The following is a 15,419-nucleotide window of genomic DNA, read 5'->3' on the forward strand; positions in this document are numbered from 1 at the left end:
CGATGACCGACAACCTCTGGCTGCACTTCGCCCGGCACGGCCCCGGCATCACTCCGCCGATCATCACCCGGGGCGAGGGCGTGCGGATCTTCGACGACCGCGGCAGAAGCTACCTCGACGCGCTCTCGGGGCTGTTCGTCGTGCAAGTCGGGCACGGGCGCGACGAGCTCGCCGACGCTGCCGCCCGACAGGCTCGCACGCTGGCCTACTTCCCCCTGTGGTCGTATGCCACGCCTACCGCGATCGAACTCGCCGAGCGGGTCGCCCGGTATGCGCCGGGTGATCTGAACCGGGTCTTTTTCACCACCGGTGGCGGCGAGGCCGTCGAGACCGCGTGGAAACTCGCCAAGCAGTACTTCAAGCTCACCGGCAAACCCGGGAAATACAAAGTGATTTCGCGGGCCGTCGCCTACCACGGCACGCCGCAGGGTGCGCTGGCCATCACCGGGGTGCCGGCACAAAAGGCACCGTTCGAGCCGCTGACACCGGGCGCGGTGAAAGTACCGAACACCAACTTCTACCGCGCACCCGAACCGTTCAACACAGACCGCAAAGCGTTCGGCCAGTGGGCGGCCGACCGCATCGCCGAGGCAATCGAATTCGAAGGACCCGACACCGTCGCCGCGGTCTTCCTCGAACCGGTGCAGAACGCCGGCGGCAGCATCCCGCCGCCGCCCGGCTACTTCGAACGGGTCCGCCAGATCTGCGACGAATACGACGTGCTGCTGGTCTCCGACGAGGTGATCTGCGCATTCGGCCGGATCGGGTCGATGTTCGCGTGTGATGACTTCGGTTACGTGCCGGACATCATCACCTGCGCCAAGGGATTGACGTCGGGCTACTCGCCGCTCGGCGCGATGATCGCCAGCGACAGGTTGTTCGAGCCCTTCAACGACGGCACGACGACTTTCCCGCACGGCTACACCTTCGGCGGTCACCCGGTGTCGGCGGCGGTCGCGCTGGTCAACCTCGACATCTTCGAGCGTGAGGGCCTGGGCGACCGCGTCAAACACCTTGGGCCGCAACTGCGTAGCACTCTGGAGCGGCTGTACGACCTGCCCATCGTCGGCGATGTCCGCGGCGAGGGCTACTTCTACTCGATCGAACTGGTCAAAGACCAGACCAGCCGCCAAACGTTTACCGCCGCCGAACGCCGGACGCTGCTCCCGGGTTTGTCGTCGGCGCTGTACGAGGCGGGCCTGTACTGCCGCATCGACGACCGCGGCGACCCGGCAATCCAACTGGCCCCGCCGCTGATCAGCGGCCAGGCCGAGTTCGACGAGATCGAGGCCATCCTGCGCGCGGTATTGTCTGGCCACGAAAGTGCAACTAGCGACGCGTTTCTCGAGTAACACCGTCGCGGAATGCACTTTCGCGGCAAGATGCGCCTTGTGAGGAAACCACGTATCGACCCGGTTCGGTGGCAACCGCCGCCGGTCGACCCGCTGCCCGAGGTCCCCTCGCCGGACGTCACCGTCGTACCGCTACCGGGCAACGGCCCCGAGGACGTCGTGACAGACGCCAGTGGTCACATCTGGACCGGCCTGGAAGACGGTCGTATCGTGCGGATTTCGCCCGACCGCGGTGCGCCCGCCGTTGTCGCCGATACCGGAGGTCGGCCGCTGGGCCTGCACGTGGCGCGCGACGGGCGAGTGCTGATCTGCGACAGCCACCGCGGCCTGCTGGCGTTGGACCCGGCTGACCGCACGCTGACGACGCTGGCGGAATCCGTGGCGGGCAGACCACTGATGTTCTGTTCCAATGTCACCGAAACATCCGACGGCACAATCTATTTCACCGAATCAACGTGCGACTTCCGGTTCGAGCACTACACCGCCGCGGTCATCGAGGCGCGGGGACGCGGCGGCCTGTTCAAGCTCGGCGCCGACGGCACCGTTACTCAGCTGCTCGACGGGCTGTACTTCGCCAACGGGGTGACGCCGACGGCCGACGAGTCGGCACTGGTCTTCGCCGAAACCCAGGCGCGACGGCTCTCGAAGTACTGGCTTTCCGGCCCGCAAGCCGGATCGGTGACGCCGCTGGCGGTGCACCTGCCGGGCATGCCGGACAACATCTCCACCGGCGCCGACGGCCGGATCTGGACTGCAATGGTGGCCGAGGTCAACACGGCCCTGGAATGGCTGGTGCCACGGGCGCCGGTTCTGCGCAAGCTGGCGTGGCGGCTGCCCGAGCGGCTGCAACCGCACATCAAGCCGGAGGTGTGGGCCCTCGCCTTCGACCCCGGCAGCGGCCACGTCGTCGCCGGTCTGCGCACCAAGCATCCGGAGTTCGGCGTCGTCACCGGGCTCGTGGAGAGCGCCGGCAGGCTGTGGATGGGCACGATCAACTACCCGGCGGTCGCGCACGTGGACCTGGCGGCCACCGGGCTGTAAGGCCGAAATCTTAGTAACTTCTGCAACACCAGTCACAGCGCGGCTCCGCGGAAATCCGTCGCCGATCGCCTAATCTGCACAGACGATGGCCCTCTTACGATCTGCGTTGTGCCTGGCAGGGGCGGTTTTCCTGCTGGCCGCACCGAGCATGCCCGCCGCGGTCGCCGAGCCCAACGTCGCGACGGGCACCTGCCCGTACCGGGTGACCACCCCGCCCGCCGTCGACTCCTCGGAGGTACCGCAGGCCGGCGATCCCCCGGTTCCGCTGCCGGTGCCCGCCGCGCCGGTCGGCGGCAACACGCTGGGCGGCTGCGGCGTGATCGCGGCACCCGACACGCCGCCGGTTCCCGGTGACGTCTCCGCCGAGGCATGGCTGGTCGCCGACCTGGACAGCGGCGCCGTCCTCGCGGCTAAAGACCCGCACGGTCGTCACCGCCCGGCCAGCGTCATCAAAGTGCTGGTCGCGATGGCCTCGCTCAACGAACTCAGCCTCAACAAGACCGTCGCCGGTACCCCGGAGGACGCGGCCGCGGAAGGCACCAAGGTCGGCGTCGCGCCCGGCGGCACCTACACGGTCAACCAATTGCTGCACGGGCTGCTGATGCATTCCGGCAACGACGCCGCGCACGCGCTGGCAATGCAGCTCGGTGGCATGCCCGTCGCGCTGGAGAAAATCAACACGCTGGCCCGCAAGCTCGGCGGCGGCGACACCCGCGTCGCGACACCGTCCGGGCTGGACGGGCCCGGCATGAGCACGTCGGCGTACGACATCGGGCTGTTCTACCGATACGCCTGGCAGAACCCGACATTCGCTGACATCGTCGCCACCCGCACCTTCGACTTCCCCGGCCACGCCGACCATCCGGGTTACCAGCTGGAGAACGACAACCAGCTGCTCTACCACTACCCAGGCGCGTTGGGCGGCAAGACCGGCTACACCGACGACGCCGGGCAGACGTTCGTGGGAGCGGCAAACCGGGACGGGCGGCGGCTGATGGCGGTGCTGCTGCACGGCACCCGCCAGCCGATTGCGCCGTGGGAACAGGCCGCGCACCTGCTCGACTACGGCTTCGCCACCTCCCCCGGCACCCGGGTGGGAACACTGATCGAACCCGACCCCGCGCTGGTGGCCGCCAAACCCGATGCCACCGAGGACGGCACCGCCAACCGGGCCGCACCCATTGTGCCGGCCGCCGACGCGCTGCCGGTGCGGGTGGGCGTGGCGGTCATCGGCACGATCATCGTATTTGGCTTGATGATGGCCGCGCGGTCGCTGAACCGCCGACCGCAGCGCGAGTTCTCATGACAGTTCAGGGTTTTTCTGCCTCGACCGAGCAGTGGAACGGCGCCAATGGATTCGGAACCTACGGCTGGTGGCTGATATCGACGAGCACCAGCTTGCTGCCACTGGCCATCGTCATCGCCACCGCGCTGAGACTCTTGCCACAGTGCTGGTCGCCTCAGTCCGACAGGATGCCCTTGAGTCAACCGGCTGGCGGGCGCCCGCTGCTATAAAGCGGTATGCGCCGTGCAGGACTGTTGGGTCTGACCGCGGCAAGCCTGGGCGTGATTTACGGCTACGACCTGTCCAACATCGCCGGCGCGCTGTTGTTCATCACCGACGATTTCGGTCTGAGCACACGGCAGCAGGAGCTGGTGACGACGGCAGTGGTGTTCGGCGAAATCGCCGGGGCCCTGAGCGGGGGCGCGCTGGCCAACGTGATCGGGCGCCAGCGCACGATGGTGCTGGTAACCGCAGGGTACGGCGTTTTCGCGCTGCTGAGCGCGGCGGCGGTTTCGGTGCCGATGCTGTTGGCGGCGCGGCTCTTACTGGGCGTGACGATCGGGGTGTCGGTGGTGGTGGTTCCGGTCTTCATTGCCGAGTCCGCCCCGGCGAGAGTGCGCGGTGCGCTGCTGGTCGCCTACCAAGTGGCCACCGTGGTCGGCCTCATTCTCGGTTATCTGGCCGCCTACTTGCTGGCCGGCGCGCAGGGTTGGCGATGGATGCTGGGCCTGGCCGCGCTGCCCGCCGTCCTGCTGATACCGCTCTTGCTCCGGATGCCGGACACCGCACGCTGGTATGCGTTCAAGGGCAGGGCTGCCGACGCTCGTCGGGCGCTGCGACGGGTGGAGCCCGACCGCGATGTCGAGGCTGAACTCGCGGAAATCGAACGCGCGCTGCAGGAAGACAAGGGCGGCGTGTTGGCCGAGATGCTGCGGGCGCCCTATTTGCGTGCCACCCTCTTCGTGATCGCGCTCGGCTTCTTCATCCAGATCACGGGCATCAACGCGATCGTGTACTACAGCCCAAGGCTGTTCGAGGCAATGGGTTTCACCGGAAACTTCTCGCTGCTGATTCTGCCGGCCTTGGTGCAGACCGCGGCGCTGGCCGCAGTGCTGGTCTCGCTGGTTCTGGTCGACCGGCTGGGCCGGCGCCCAATCCTGTTGTCGGGTATCGCGATGATGATCGCCGCCGACATACTGCTCATCGGTATGTTCGCCACCCACGCCCCGGCGATAGTCGGGTTCGTCGGCGTGCTGCTGTTCACGATGGGCTTCACCTTCGGCTTCGGGGCGCTCGTGTGGGTGTATGCCGGCGAGAGCTTTCCGTCGCGGCTGCGGTCGATGGGCTCCAGCGCAATGCTCACCGCGAACCATGTGGCGAACGCGGTCGTGGTCGGCGCCTTCCTGACGATGCTGCAGTCAGTGGGCGGCGCAGGAACTTTCGCCGTGTTCGGCGTTCTCGCGGTGTGCGCATTCGCCGTTGTCTACCGGTTCGCTCCGGAGACCAAGGGCCGCCAACTCGAGGAGATCCGGCACTTCTGGGAATGCGGCGGGCGCTGGCCCGACGCGGTGCCGACGGATGCCCGGCCATGCCCCTGATCGCCGCTGGCACAACGGTTATCGGGCAGCAGGTTTGCCGGCCCGGGTGGGTGGATGTGTCCGGCGCGCGCATCCGGGACTGCGGGCCGGGGTTGCCGCCGCGCCCAGCCGACGTCGACCTGCCCGACGCCGTTGTGGTGCCGGGCTTCGTCGACATGCACGTGCACGGCGGCGGCGGAGCCTCCTACGGCGGCCCGGACATCGTGCGGGCGGCGGAGTTTCACCGTCGCCACGGCACCACCACGACTTTGGCCAGCCTGCTCAGTGCCTCACCGGCCGAACTGCTCGCCGGAGTGCGGGCGCTGACGGAGGCGACCCGGGCAGGCACCGTCGCGGGCATCCACCTCGAGGGGCCGTGGCTGAGCGCACAGCACTGCGGAGCACACGACCCCCGGCAGTTGCGCGACCCGCAGCCCGCCGAGATCGACGCGCTGCTTGCCGCCGGTGACGGCGCCATCCGCATGGTGACCCTGGCACCGGAACGTCCCGGTGTGGACGACGCTATCGCGCGCTTTGCCGACGCGGGAGTGGTTGTGGCCGTGGGACATACGGATGCCAGCTACGAGCAGACGCAGCATGCCGTCGCGCTCGGCGCGACGGTCGCCACCCATCTGTTCAATGCGATGCGGCCGCTGCACCACCGCGAACCGGGACCGGCGCTGGCACTGCTGCAGGATGCCCGGGTGACCGTCGAGCTGATCGCCGACGGCGTGCACGTCCATCCCGCCGTGCTGCATGCGGTGATCGAGGCCGCAGGTCCCGCAAGGGTGGCGTTGGTCACCGACGCCACCGCCGCGGCGGGCCGGGGCGACGGCTCGTTTCGCCTGGGAACACTCGACGTCGACGTCGTCTCCGGGGTGGCGCGGGTGCGCGGGACGTCGACCATCGCGGGCAGCACGGCGACCATGGACCAGCTCTTCCGTACGGTGGCGGCCGAGGTCGGCCTGGCCGCAGCAGTGCAGATGACGGCGACGACGCCGGCCCGCACGCTGGGACTCGGCGACGTCGGCAGCTTGCGCGCGGGTCTTACCGCCGATCTCGTGGTGCTGGACCGGGATCTAGAAGTGACCGCCGTGATGGCGGGCGGCGAGTGGCTCGGTTGAGTTGTGCCAGCCCGAGATTCGTCCCTGTAGCGATCGGCGAGATGCGGCTCTTCCCCGAACCGGATGGCGCTCGCCTGGAATACCAGGAAGACCGCGAACCAGGCCAGCAGCCACGCCGACACGGTGACGGCCGCTTCGAATAGAGCCGATCGCGTCGGCGTCCGTCGAGGACCTGGTCGGCTGGATCGGACCGACCCTGCAGCGCTACCTCACCGGCACGTGACGAACGGGATGTCACATCTGCCTCCGGTGCGACGTCTTACCTAGGAACCAGCCGATCCGGAGGTCCACAAGATATGCCCATACACCCGTTCCGCGCCGCCGTCGAATCTCGCCAATTCGATACCATCGGAAGGCTGTTCACCGACGATGTGGTGCTGCACAGCCCCGTCGCACACCGACCCTATACCGGCCGGGCCGTGGTCGCGACCATCGTCGCGGCCGTCGCGACCGTGTTGGAGGGGTTTCACTTCGAGAAGGAAATCAGCGCGGACACTACGGCTTTGATGTTCTGCGCGACGGTGGATGGGCTGGACATCCAGGGCTGCGACTTCATCCATATTCGCGACGACGGCTTGATCGACGTGTTGACCGTGATGGTCCGGCCGCTCAAGGCCGCCAGGGTATTTGCCGCGAGGATGAGCGAGGCATTTGCTAACGTCAAACCCGTCAGCAACTGACACCGGACGAGGCCCGCCGTACCCGGCCAGCGACAAGACGGCGCGGTGGAGGTGCGCGATGGCCTGGCTGACCCTGGTGGTGTCGGGAATCCTGGAGGCGGTGTGGGCGACTGCGTTGAACCGCTCCGACGGCTTCTCGAAACTGGGCCCGTCGCTGGTTTTCGCGGTGTCGCTGACGTTGTCGATGACCGGGCTGGCGTTCGCGATGCGCAGTCTGCCGACCGGAACCAGCTACGCGGTATGGGTGGGCATCGGTGCGGTGCTCACCGTCGCCTACGCCATGTTGACCGGCGACGAGGCCGCGTCATTGGTGAAGGTGGTGCTGATCGCCGGGGTGGTCGGCTGCATCGTCGGCCTGAAACTGGTCAGTTAGCTCCCGCGAGGTCGGGTAGCCGGAGGGGATTTCACCCTCCGGCTCCCACAGATCCGTACGTGAGCCTCTCGGTTCATACGGCTCTTGTCACCTTGATCACCAGACTTTCGGGACAGCGGTGGCCCATGCCCAGTGGGCGAAGAACCGCGGGTGCTGGGTGGTGACCCGCCGCCACGCCTGTTGGAAGGCCCCGCGGGCCCGAAACCGCCGGTATTTCTTGCGGACCCACCGCATCAGGTAGGCGTTGATGCGTGGGAGGCGGAAAGTAGGAGCCCGACGACATCCGATTCCACACCTTATACAGATTGTTCTGTAGGTCGGCCTCGAACTCCTCGATCGACACTCCATCCACGCCCGGGGCGCCCTTGTTCGCCTTAACCTTCTCGAACGCCTCCCGAACCGCCCACTTCGAAATCTCGAACGGCTTGCCCGGCGACTTCAACTCGCCCATGCGACTCCTCCCGAACCCCATCGGGTTTCGGTTGATCCCACCAACACAGTCACAGATGACCCAGCCCCTTCGCTCCACCCCCATTACAGGAGCTTCACCACTACTACGAGCCAGTCCGCCAGCCGAACCCGCGACGGTACTCACACCCACGCTCAGGCGCGGGCTACTCCCTCTCGCCCACCCTCAACCGCAATGGGCGGTGTCGGATTCGGCCTTCTCCCGTTCCATGCAAAAGCCGCAGACCGGGCTCGCGTCGCCTCCATGCCGGACACCACCTGGCCAATCAACGGGCACCCGCCAGACTCATCCCGGGATCGGGTAGACACCCCGGTTTCGATGCCATCTGTTTTTTTCGACACGTCAACAGCGATTCGCTTGCGCTCGCCTTCCCGATCCCCACCTGACACGTCACGCGCGCCTTTTCCACATCGCTCACCACGGTCGCGTTACCACTCCCGCAGCATGTGGCGGTTTAAAGCCTCCCCCCGCAGGGCGACTCCGAAGGGCCAACAATCCTTCATCTCCTGCACAGCACCGCATCCAGCAGCTCTACCTACATCGACACTCCCTTCTACGTGCGGGACACACCAGACGCAAAAGTCCTCGCGCGCTCGGCGTGTCAGAGCTTTTTGCGTCTGCTCGCGCCAATGAGCCGGGAAATACCCAGCGCGCCAACGGCTCCCGCTGCGGCAGCGGTCAACGCCTGCCGCATACTCAGCCCGTCGTCGACCTGGACCCGCGGGGTGATGACCGCCGGGGCGGGCGGCTCGACAGGTGTCGCAAGCAGGTTTTCCGGCGACGTCGCCGCCCACGCCGTGGCGAATAACAGCAGCCGTGACGTGACGTAGACGAACACCATCAGGCCCAGCACCGGTCCGAACGTGGCACCCGCCGGGGTGTGCAGGACCGCCTGCAAATAGATCGATCCGACGAATTTGAACAACTCGAAGCCCACCGCCGCGAACAGCCCGGCCCGCACCGCGCTGGCGAAGCTGATCGACTCCCGCGGCAACCGGGCGATCATCCAGGTGAACACCAGCCACGACACCAGCACCGACATCAACATCGAGACAGCGCGCAACACCCCGTCGAGCACGGGGACATTGTGAATCCCAAGCCAGCCAAGCAGTTTGGCCATCGGCCGGGCGCTGGCCAACGCGCTGAGCGTGACGGTGGCCAGGATTGCCACGAATGAGGACACCATCACCGACAAATCCGAAAGTTTGGTGCGGATGAAACCGGGCGGCTCGGCGCGCTGCTTCCACATGCCACTGAGTGCTTCGCGCAGATTGGCCATCCAGCTCAGGCCGGCCCATCCAGCGGCGGCCAGGCCGATGATTCCGACCGACGCTCGCGAGTCGATCGCCGAATTCATCAAGTCGATCACCTGCTGCCCCAGGTTGCCCGGGACGCTGGCCCTCACCTTGTTGTCGATCTGGTGCAATACGTCGGGCCTGCGCGACAGCACAAACCCGCCGACTGCGAAACTTACCATCAGCAAAGGGAATAACGCGAAGATCGTGTAGTAGGTTAGGCCGGCGGCGAAGAAGTTGCCCTTGCATTCGTTGAAGCGTTCGTTGGCCAGCATGACGTGGTCGAACCACCCGTATCGCGTTCGCAGCCGATCGAGGATTCCAGGTCTGCCCGGCTCGCTCATCGATGGGGCAGGAACCCTAACCGGTCGTAGACACGATCGACGGTCTTTGCCGCGACGTCCTGGGCCCGTGCCGCGCCGCTGCCCAACACGGATTCCAATTCGGCAGGATCGGCGAGCAATTCGTCGACGCGGGCCTTGATCGGTGTCACGAATTCGACTACGGCCTCGGCGGTGTCCTTTTTCAGGTCGCCGTAGCCGCGCCCGGCGTAACGCTCAACCAAGGTCTCCACGTCGGTGCTGGTGACCGCGGACTGGATGACCAGCAGGTTCGACACGCCGGGCTTGGCGTCGGGGTCGTAGCGGATTTCGCGTTCGCTGTCGGTCACGGCCGAGCGAATCTTCTTGGCCGACAAGGCCGGATCGTCGAGCAGGTTGATCAGACCGGCGGCGGTGGCCGCCGATTTGCTCATCTTCGACGACGGGTCGGCCAGGTCGTAGATCTTGGCGGTGACCTTGGGGATGAGCAGCTCGGGAACCACGAAGGTGTCCGGGAACCGGCTGTTGAACCGTTGGGCGACGTCGCGCGCCAGCTCGAGGTGCTGGCGCTGGTCCTCTCCTACCGGTACCAACTCGGCGTCGTAGGCCAGCACGTCGGCAGCCTGCAGCACGGGATAGGTGAACAGGCCCACCGTCGTCGACTCGCTGCCTTGTCGCGTCGACTTGTCCTTGAACTGGGTCATCCGCGAGGCTTGGCCGAATCCGGTGAAACAGCCCAGCACCCATGCCAGTTGGGTGTGGGCGGGCACGTGGCTTTGCACGAAGATCGTGCTGCGAGCGGGATCGATACCCAGCGCCAGGTACTGCGCGGCGGTGACCAGGGTGCGGCGCCGCAGCACCTCCGGATCCTGCGGGATGGTGATGGCGTGCAGGTCGACGACGCAGAAGAAGGCGTCGTGGTTGTCCTGCAGGTCAGCCCAGTGGGCCACCGCCCCCAACGCGTTGCCGAGGTGCATCGAGTCGGAGGTGGGCTGCACGCCGGAGAAGACCCGGCGCAATCCGGTAGCGGTGCTCATGATGACTCGATCTTTTCACGCCTGCGTAGGGCCGCATGCCCTGTGCTTGCGGTACCGCCGGTATCACCTTAGTGTCGGCAGAGTGACGTCTCGCGCGCCCATTCACCTCGGCTCCGGTGAACCCGTCGTTCTGCTGCACCCGTTCCTGATCTCGCAGATCGTGTGGGACACGGTGGCCCAGCAGCTCGCCGACACCGGCCGCTACGAGGTGTTCGCACCCACGATGGCCGGCCACAACGGCGGCCCCTATGCGGGCACCTGGTTCCTGAGCTCGTCGGTGCTGGCCGACCACGTCGAGCGGCAACTCGACGAGCTGGGCTGGAACACCGCGCACATCGTCGGCAACTCGCTGGGCGGCTGGGTGGCCTTCGAGCTCGAGAGCCGTGGGCGGGCGCGAACCGTCACCGGCATCGCCCCCGCCGGCGGCTGGAGCCGGTGGACCCCGACAAAGTTCGAGGTGATCGCGAAGTTCATCCTGGGCATGCCTGTCTGGGCGCTGGCCCGCTTCCTGGGGCCGAATGCGTTGCAGCTGCCGCTGGCACGCCGCTTGGCCACCCTGCCGATTAGCGCATCACCCGACGGGGTCAGCGAAAGCGAGCTCGTCGAGATCATCGACGACGTGGCGCACTGCCCGGCCTACTTCCAGCTGCTGCTCAAGGCGCTGCTGGGGCCCGGCCTGGTGGACTTGGCGCACACCGCCGTGCCGGCGCACCTGGTGATCTGCCAGAAGGATCGGGTTTTCCCCGGGCCGAGGTCCCACCGCTACTTCCGGGCCCACCTGCCGAAAGGAACGCAGGTGACCGAGCTCGACGGCCTGGGGCACATCCCGATGTTCGAGGCGCCGGGCCGGATCACCGAAGTCATCACCGACTTCCTCGACCAGTACAGCTGGCCGCCCCGGGCGATCGAGGCCTGACCCCGCGAGAAGACGCAGAATCGCACATTTCGTCTCGAAATCGTGCGATTCTGCGTCTTCTCGCGCTACGCGCTGAGCGTCTTTTCCAAGTTGTCGGCGATCGTGTTGAGGAATTCCTCGCTGGTCTGCCACTCCTGCTCGTCGCCGATCAACAGGGCGAGGTCCTTGGTCATCTGCCCGCCCTCGACCGTGGAAACCACGACGTCTTCCAGCTTCTTGGCGAAGTCGATCACCTCGGGTGTGTCGTCCAGCTTGCCGCGGTGCTGCAATCCGCGGGTCCACGCGTAGATCGAGGCGATCGGATTGGTGGAGGTCGGCTTGCCCTCCTGATATTGCCGGAAGTGGCGGGTGACGGTGCCGTGGGCGGCTTCGGCCTCCACCGTCTGGCCGTCCGCTGTCATCAGCACCGACGTCATCAGCCCCAGCGAACCGTAACCCTGGGCCACCGCGTCCGATTGCACGTCGCCGTCGTAGTTCTTGCAGGCCCACACGTAGCCACCCTCCCACTTGAGGCAGGCCGCGACCATGTCGTCGATCAGCCGGTGCTCGTAGGTCAGCCCGGCTTCTTCGAACTTGTCTTTGAACTCCTCGTCGTAGATGCGCTGGAACTCGTCTTTGAACATGCCGTCGTAGGTCTTGAGGATGGTGTTCTTCGTCGACAGATACACCGGGTAGTTCTCTTGCAGCCCATAGGCGAACGACGCCCGGGCGAAGTCCTCGATGGATCGCTTGAAGTTGTACATGCCCATCACGACGCCGCCGTCTTCGGGGATCGACACCATCTCGTGCACGATCGGCTCGCTGCCGTCGTTCGGGGTGAAGGTCAAAGTGACATGCCCGGGCTTGTCCACCTCGAAGTTGGTCGCCCGATACTGGTCACCGAAAGCGTGGCGGCCGATGATGATCGGCTTCTTCCAGCCGGGCACCAGCCGCGGAATGTTCGAGATGATGATTGGCTCACGAAAGATTGTGCCGCCCAAGATGTTTCGAATCGTTCCGTTGGGCGAGGACCACATGCGCTTGAGGTCGAATTCCTTGACCCGGGCCTCGTCGGGAGTGATCGTGGCGCATTTGACGCCGACGCCGTGTTTCTTGATCGCGTACGCCGAGTCGATCGTCACCTGGTCGTCGGTGGCGTCCCGGTGCTCGATGCCCAGGTCGTAGTAGTCCAGGTTGATGTCCAGATGCGGAAAGATGAGCAAGTCCTTGATCCACTGCCAGATGACGCGGGTCATCTCGTCACCGTCGAGCTCGACAACCGTGCCTTCGACCTTGATCTTGGATTTGCCGGACATGTGAGTTCGAGTCCTCCTACGCACGACGACGAGTGATCACTCGTACGGGTGCCCCGTACCGACCGGTTTGAACCGGACCGCCCTGGAACCCGGTCAGCCGGCTGCGGCGAGCGCGGCGTTGAACGTTTTACTCGGCCGCATCACCGCCGTGGTCATCGCGGCGTCCGGCGCGTAGTAGCCGCCGATGTCCACCGGTTTGCCCTGCGCCTCGTTGAGTTCGGCGACGATGTCGTCTTCGTTCTTGGTCAGCGCATCGGCCAGAGCGGCGAAGTGTTCGCGCAGCTGCGGGTCGTCGGTTTGGGCCGCGAGTTCTTGCGCCCAGTACATGGCGAGGTAGAACTGGCTACCGCGGTTGTCGAGCTCGCCGGTCTTGCGCGACGGGCTCTTGTTGTTGTCCAGCAGCTTGCCGATCGCCGCATCCAGTGTCTTGCCCAGGACCTTGGCCCGCTCGTTACCGGTCTTGATCCCCATGTCTTCGAAACAGGCGCCCAGCGCGAGGAATTCGCCGAGCGAATCCCAGCGCAGGTGGTTTTCCTCCACCAGTTGGTGGACGTGCTTGGGCGCCGAACCGCCCGCCCCGGTTTCGTACATGCCGCCGCCGGCCATCAGCGGCACGATGGACAGCATCTTGGCGCTGGTGCCCAGCTCCAGAATCGGGAACAGGTCGGTGAGGTAGTCGCGCAGGATGTTGCCGGTGGCGGCGATGGTGTCCTTGCCGCGGATCAGCCGCTCCAGCGTGTACCGCATCGCCCACACCTGCGGCATGATGCGGATGTCCAGACCCTCGGTGTCGTGGTCCTTGAGATAGGCCTCGACCTTTTTGCGCAGTTCGTTCTCGTGCGGACGCTCGTCGTCCAGCCAAAACACCACCGGCATACCGGAATTGCGCGCCCGGGTGACGGCCAGCTTGACCCAGTCCCGGATCGGTGCATCCCGCACGATCGGCATGCGCCAGATGTCGCCGGCTTCCACGTTCTGGCTCAGCAGCACTTCGCCGGTGGTGAGATCCACGATGTTGGCGACGCCGTCCTCGGGGATCTCGAACGTCTTGTCGTGGCTGCCGTACTCCTCGGCCTGCTGCGCCATCAGGCCGACGTTGGGAACGGTGCCCATGGTCGCCGGGTCGAACTGGCCGTTGGTCTTGCAGAAGTTGATGATCTCCTGGTAGATCCGGGCGAACGTGGATTCGGGGTTGACCGCCTTGGTGTCCTTTTGCCGCCCGTCGGCGCCGTACATCTTGCCGCCCGCGCGGATCATCGCGGGCATCGACGCGTCCACGATCACGTCGCTGGGCGAATGGAAGTTCGAAATCCCCTTGGCCGAATCCACCATGGCCAGCTCGGGCCGGTGCTCATGGCAGGCATGCAGGTCGCGGATGATCTCCTCGTGTTGTGAGGCCGGCAGCGACTCGATCTTGCTGTAGAGGTCCACCAACCCGTTGTTGACGTTGACACCCAGTTCGTCGAACAGCTTCTGGTGCTTGGCGAAGGCGTCCTTGTAGAACACCTTGACCGCGTGACCGAACACGATGGGGTGGCTGACCTTCATCATCGTCGCCTTGACGTGCAGCGAGAACATCACGCCGGTCTTGCGCGCGTCCTCCATCTGCTCCTCGTAGAACTCGCAGAGCGCCTTTTTGCTCATGAACATCGAGTCGATGATGTCGCCGTCGAGCAGCGACACCTGGGGCTTGAGCACGATCGTCTCGCCGCTCTTGGTCTCCAGGACCATCTTCACGCCGCGCGCACGGTCCAGCGTCATCGACTTCTCGCCGTGGTAGAAGTCGCCGTGCTTCATGGTCGCCACATGGGTGCGCGACGCCATCGACCACTCCCCCATGCTGTGTGGATGCTTGCGCGCGTACTCCTTGACCGCCTTCGGCGCGCGGCGATCCGAGTTGCCTTGCCGCAGAACAGGATTCACCGCGCTGCCCAAGACGTTGGCGTAGCGCTTGCGAACCTCTCGTTCCGCATCGGTCTTCGGGTTCTCCGGATAGTCCGGCACCTTGAACCCTTTTTCCTGCAGCTCCCGGATCGCGGCCACAAGCTGCGGCACCGAGGCGCTGATGTTGGGCAGCTTGATGATGTTGGTGTCCGGCGACTGGGTCAGCTGACCCAGCTCGGCCAGGTTGTCCGGCACGCGCTGCTCTTCGGTCAGGTGATCGGGAAACTCGGCCAGGATGCGCGTCGCCACCGAGATGTCGCTGGTGCGCACCTTGATGCCGGCCGGCTCGGTGAACGCACGCACGATCGGCAGGAAGGAGTAGGTCGCCAGCAGCGGCGCCTCGTCGGTCAGCGTGTAGATGATGGTCGGCTGCTCGGCGCTCATGGTTTCTCCCGGCCTCGCTGTCGGTAGTGGGTCTGGGTGGTGATGACGGTGGTTGCCAGTATCCCGTACGGGACGCAGCGGGTCACCGCGGGTCGCCACCAAATAGCCCGGTGGCATCAGGTCGGCGACGTGCGATAAGCTGCACATCGGTCATGAGCGCCAGCGCTAAGCCCCGGCTTGCTGGCCGGCAACCCTCCAACCGCGGTGGGGTGCCCCGGGTGATGACCAGGTTGATGTAACCGAGAACCGGTTACGCGGCAAGCGCGGGTCCGCCGTGACGGGCCCCCCGAGTAGACAGGGAAACCTGATGCGCGCCTATTTGGGCCG

At 65.9% G+C, this 15,419-nt stretch carries 14 protein-coding genes and 2 riboswitches; of the genes, 9 read left to right on the forward strand and 5 right to left on the reverse strand.

Features of this window, described 5'->3' with window-relative positions:
- Positions 1–2: 2 nt before the first annotated feature.
- From AWB95_RS08210 to AWB95_RS08240, 8 genes are all read left to right on the forward strand, one after another.
- Entirely contained in the window at positions 3–1,352 is a 1,350-nt protein-coding gene (locus tag AWB95_RS08210; protein WP_062541231.1) for an aspartate aminotransferase family protein, read from the forward strand.
- 30 nt (positions 1,353–1,382) lie between these two features.
- Positions 1,383–2,393, forward strand: a complete 1,011-nt coding sequence (locus tag AWB95_RS08215; RefSeq protein WP_062541604.1) for an SMP-30/gluconolactonase/LRE family protein — start codon at positions 1,383–1,385, stop codon at positions 2,391–2,393.
- A gap of 85 nt (positions 2,394–2,478) precedes the next feature.
- The gene (gene dacB1, locus AWB95_RS08220) at positions 2,479–3,699 is read left to right on the forward strand and encodes a D-alanyl-D-alanine carboxypeptidase DacB1 (RefSeq protein ID WP_085167985.1); all 1,221 of its coding nucleotides are present in this window, start codon (positions 2,479–2,481) and stop codon (positions 3,697–3,699) included.
- Positions 3,700–3,914: 215 nt separating this feature from the next.
- Positions 3,915–5,276 (forward strand): sugar porter family MFS transporter, encoded by a 1,362-nt coding sequence (locus AWB95_RS08225; protein ID WP_062541206.1) that lies wholly within the window; start codon positions 3,915–3,917, stop codon positions 5,274–5,276.
- Positions 5,267–6,379 carry an N-acetylglucosamine-6-phosphate deacetylase gene (gene nagA, locus AWB95_RS08230; RefSeq protein ID WP_085168089.1) on the forward strand — a complete coding sequence of 371 codons (1,113 nt, stop codon included), beginning with the start codon at positions 5,267–5,269 and terminating at the stop codon, positions 6,377–6,379. The genes AWB95_RS08225 and nagA overlap by 10 nt, the downstream gene beginning before the upstream one ends.
- Positions 6,380–6,527: 148 nt before the next feature.
- A complete protein-coding gene (locus AWB95_RS22935; protein ID WP_232315815.1) occupies positions 6,528–6,602 on the forward strand; it encodes a hypothetical protein in 75 nt (24 codons plus the stop codon).
- Between the two features lie 73 nt (positions 6,603–6,675).
- Positions 6,676–7,059, forward strand: a complete 384-nt coding sequence (locus tag AWB95_RS08235) for a nuclear transport factor 2 family protein (RefSeq protein WP_238600929.1) — start codon at positions 6,676–6,678, stop codon at positions 7,057–7,059.
- Positions 7,043–7,106, forward strand: a riboswitch (guanidine-III (ykkC-III) riboswitch). Its footprint overlaps the gene before it by 17 nt.
- An 11-nt stretch (positions 7,107–7,117) precedes the next feature.
- Positions 7,118–7,432, forward strand: coding sequence for a DMT family transporter (locus AWB95_RS08240; RefSeq protein ID WP_085167987.1), 315 nt, complete (start codon positions 7,118–7,120; stop codon positions 7,430–7,432).
- Between the two features lie 73 nt (positions 7,433–7,505).
- Here AWB95_RS08240 and AWB95_RS23655 read toward each other — a convergent pair whose 3' ends face one another.
- The 3 genes from AWB95_RS23655 to trpS all read right to left on the reverse strand — a co-directional run bounded on the left by AWB95_RS23655 (position 7,506) and on the right by trpS (position 10,553).
- On the reverse strand, positions 7,506–7,883 hold the full coding sequence (locus AWB95_RS23655) for a hypothetical protein (protein ID WP_062538734.1): 378 nt from the start codon (positions 7,881–7,883) through the stop codon (positions 7,506–7,508).
- 619 nt (positions 7,884–8,502) lie between these two features.
- Positions 8,503–9,540: an inner membrane protein YhjD gene (yhjD, locus tag AWB95_RS08255; RefSeq protein WP_062538735.1), complete on the reverse strand. Its 1,038-nt coding sequence runs from the start codon at positions 9,538–9,540 to the stop codon at positions 8,503–8,505.
- Positions 9,537–10,553, reverse strand: a complete 1,017-nt coding sequence (gene trpS / locus AWB95_RS08260; RefSeq protein WP_062538736.1) for a tryptophan--tRNA ligase — start codon at positions 10,551–10,553, stop codon at positions 9,537–9,539. Before trpS ends, yhjD begins: the two co-directional genes overlap by 4 nt.
- Before the next feature lie 82 nt (positions 10,554–10,635).
- Here trpS and AWB95_RS08265 point away from each other — a divergent pair, with 82 nt between their 5' ends.
- The gene (locus tag AWB95_RS08265) at positions 10,636–11,469 is read left to right on the forward strand and encodes an alpha/beta fold hydrolase (RefSeq protein ID WP_062538737.1); all 834 of its coding nucleotides are present in this window, start codon (positions 10,636–10,638) and stop codon (positions 11,467–11,469) included.
- 65 nt (positions 11,470–11,534) lie between these two features.
- On the opposite strand, the gene AWB95_RS08270 is transcribed toward AWB95_RS08265, so the two are convergent.
- Both AWB95_RS08270 and AWB95_RS08275 read right to left on the reverse strand, forming a co-directional pair.
- Positions 11,535–12,764 (reverse strand): NADP-dependent isocitrate dehydrogenase, encoded by a 1,230-nt coding sequence (locus AWB95_RS08270; protein WP_062538738.1) that lies wholly within the window; start codon positions 12,762–12,764, stop codon positions 11,535–11,537.
- Positions 12,765–12,857: 93 nt separating this feature from the next.
- Positions 12,858–15,092 carry an NADP-dependent isocitrate dehydrogenase gene (locus AWB95_RS08275; protein ID WP_062538739.1) on the reverse strand — a complete coding sequence of 745 codons (2,235 nt, stop codon included), beginning with the start codon at positions 15,090–15,092 and terminating at the stop codon, positions 12,858–12,860.
- Between the two features lie 148 nt (positions 15,093–15,240).
- A riboswitch (SAM riboswitch) is annotated at positions 15,241–15,362 on the forward strand.
- Positions 15,363–15,419 lie beyond the last annotated feature (57 nt).

It is taken from the genome of Mycobacterium celatum (genome assembly GCF_002101595.1).
Classification (GTDB): domain Bacteria; phylum Actinomycetota; class Actinomycetes; order Mycobacteriales; family Mycobacteriaceae; genus Mycobacterium; species Mycobacterium celatum.

Coding starts and splice junctions, on each gene's coding strand:
- AWB95_RS08210 (WP_062541231.1), top strand. CDS start 3: ATGACCGACAACCTCTGGCTGCACTTCGCCCGGCACGGCCCCGGCATC.
- AWB95_RS08215 (WP_062541604.1), top strand. CDS start 1,383: ATGCGCCTTGTGAGGAAACCACGTATCGACCCGGTTCGGTGGCAACCG.
- dacB1 (WP_085167985.1), top strand. CDS start 2,479: ATGGCCCTCTTACGATCTGCGTTGTGCCTGGCAGGGGCGGTTTTCCTG.
- AWB95_RS08225 (WP_062541206.1), top strand. CDS start 3,915: ATGCGCCGTGCAGGACTGTTGGGTCTGACCGCGGCAAGCCTGGGCGTG.
- nagA (WP_085168089.1), top strand. CDS start 5,267: ATGCCCCTGATCGCCGCTGGCACAACGGTTATCGGGCAGCAGGTTTGC.
- AWB95_RS08235 (WP_238600929.1), top strand. CDS start 6,676: ATGCCCATACACCCGTTCCGCGCCGCCGTCGAATCTCGCCAATTCGAT.
- AWB95_RS08240 (WP_085167987.1), top strand. CDS start 7,118: ATGGCCTGGCTGACCCTGGTGGTGTCGGGAATCCTGGAGGCGGTGTGG.
- AWB95_RS23655 (WP_062538734.1), bottom strand. CDS start 7,883: ATGGGCGAGTTGAAGTCGCCGGGCAAGCCGTTCGAGATTTCGAAGTGG.
- yhjD (WP_062538735.1), bottom strand. CDS start 9,540: ATGAGCGAGCCGGGCAGACCTGGAATCCTCGATCGGCTGCGAACGCGA.
- trpS (WP_062538736.1), bottom strand. CDS start 10,553: ATGAGCACCGCTACCGGATTGCGCCGGGTCTTCTCCGGCGTGCAGCCC.
- AWB95_RS08270 (WP_062538738.1), bottom strand. CDS start 12,764: ATGTCCGGCAAATCCAAGATCAAGGTCGAAGGCACGGTTGTCGAGCTC.
- AWB95_RS08275 (WP_062538739.1), bottom strand. CDS start 15,092: ATGAGCGCCGAGCAGCCGACCATCATCTACACGCTGACCGACGAGGCG.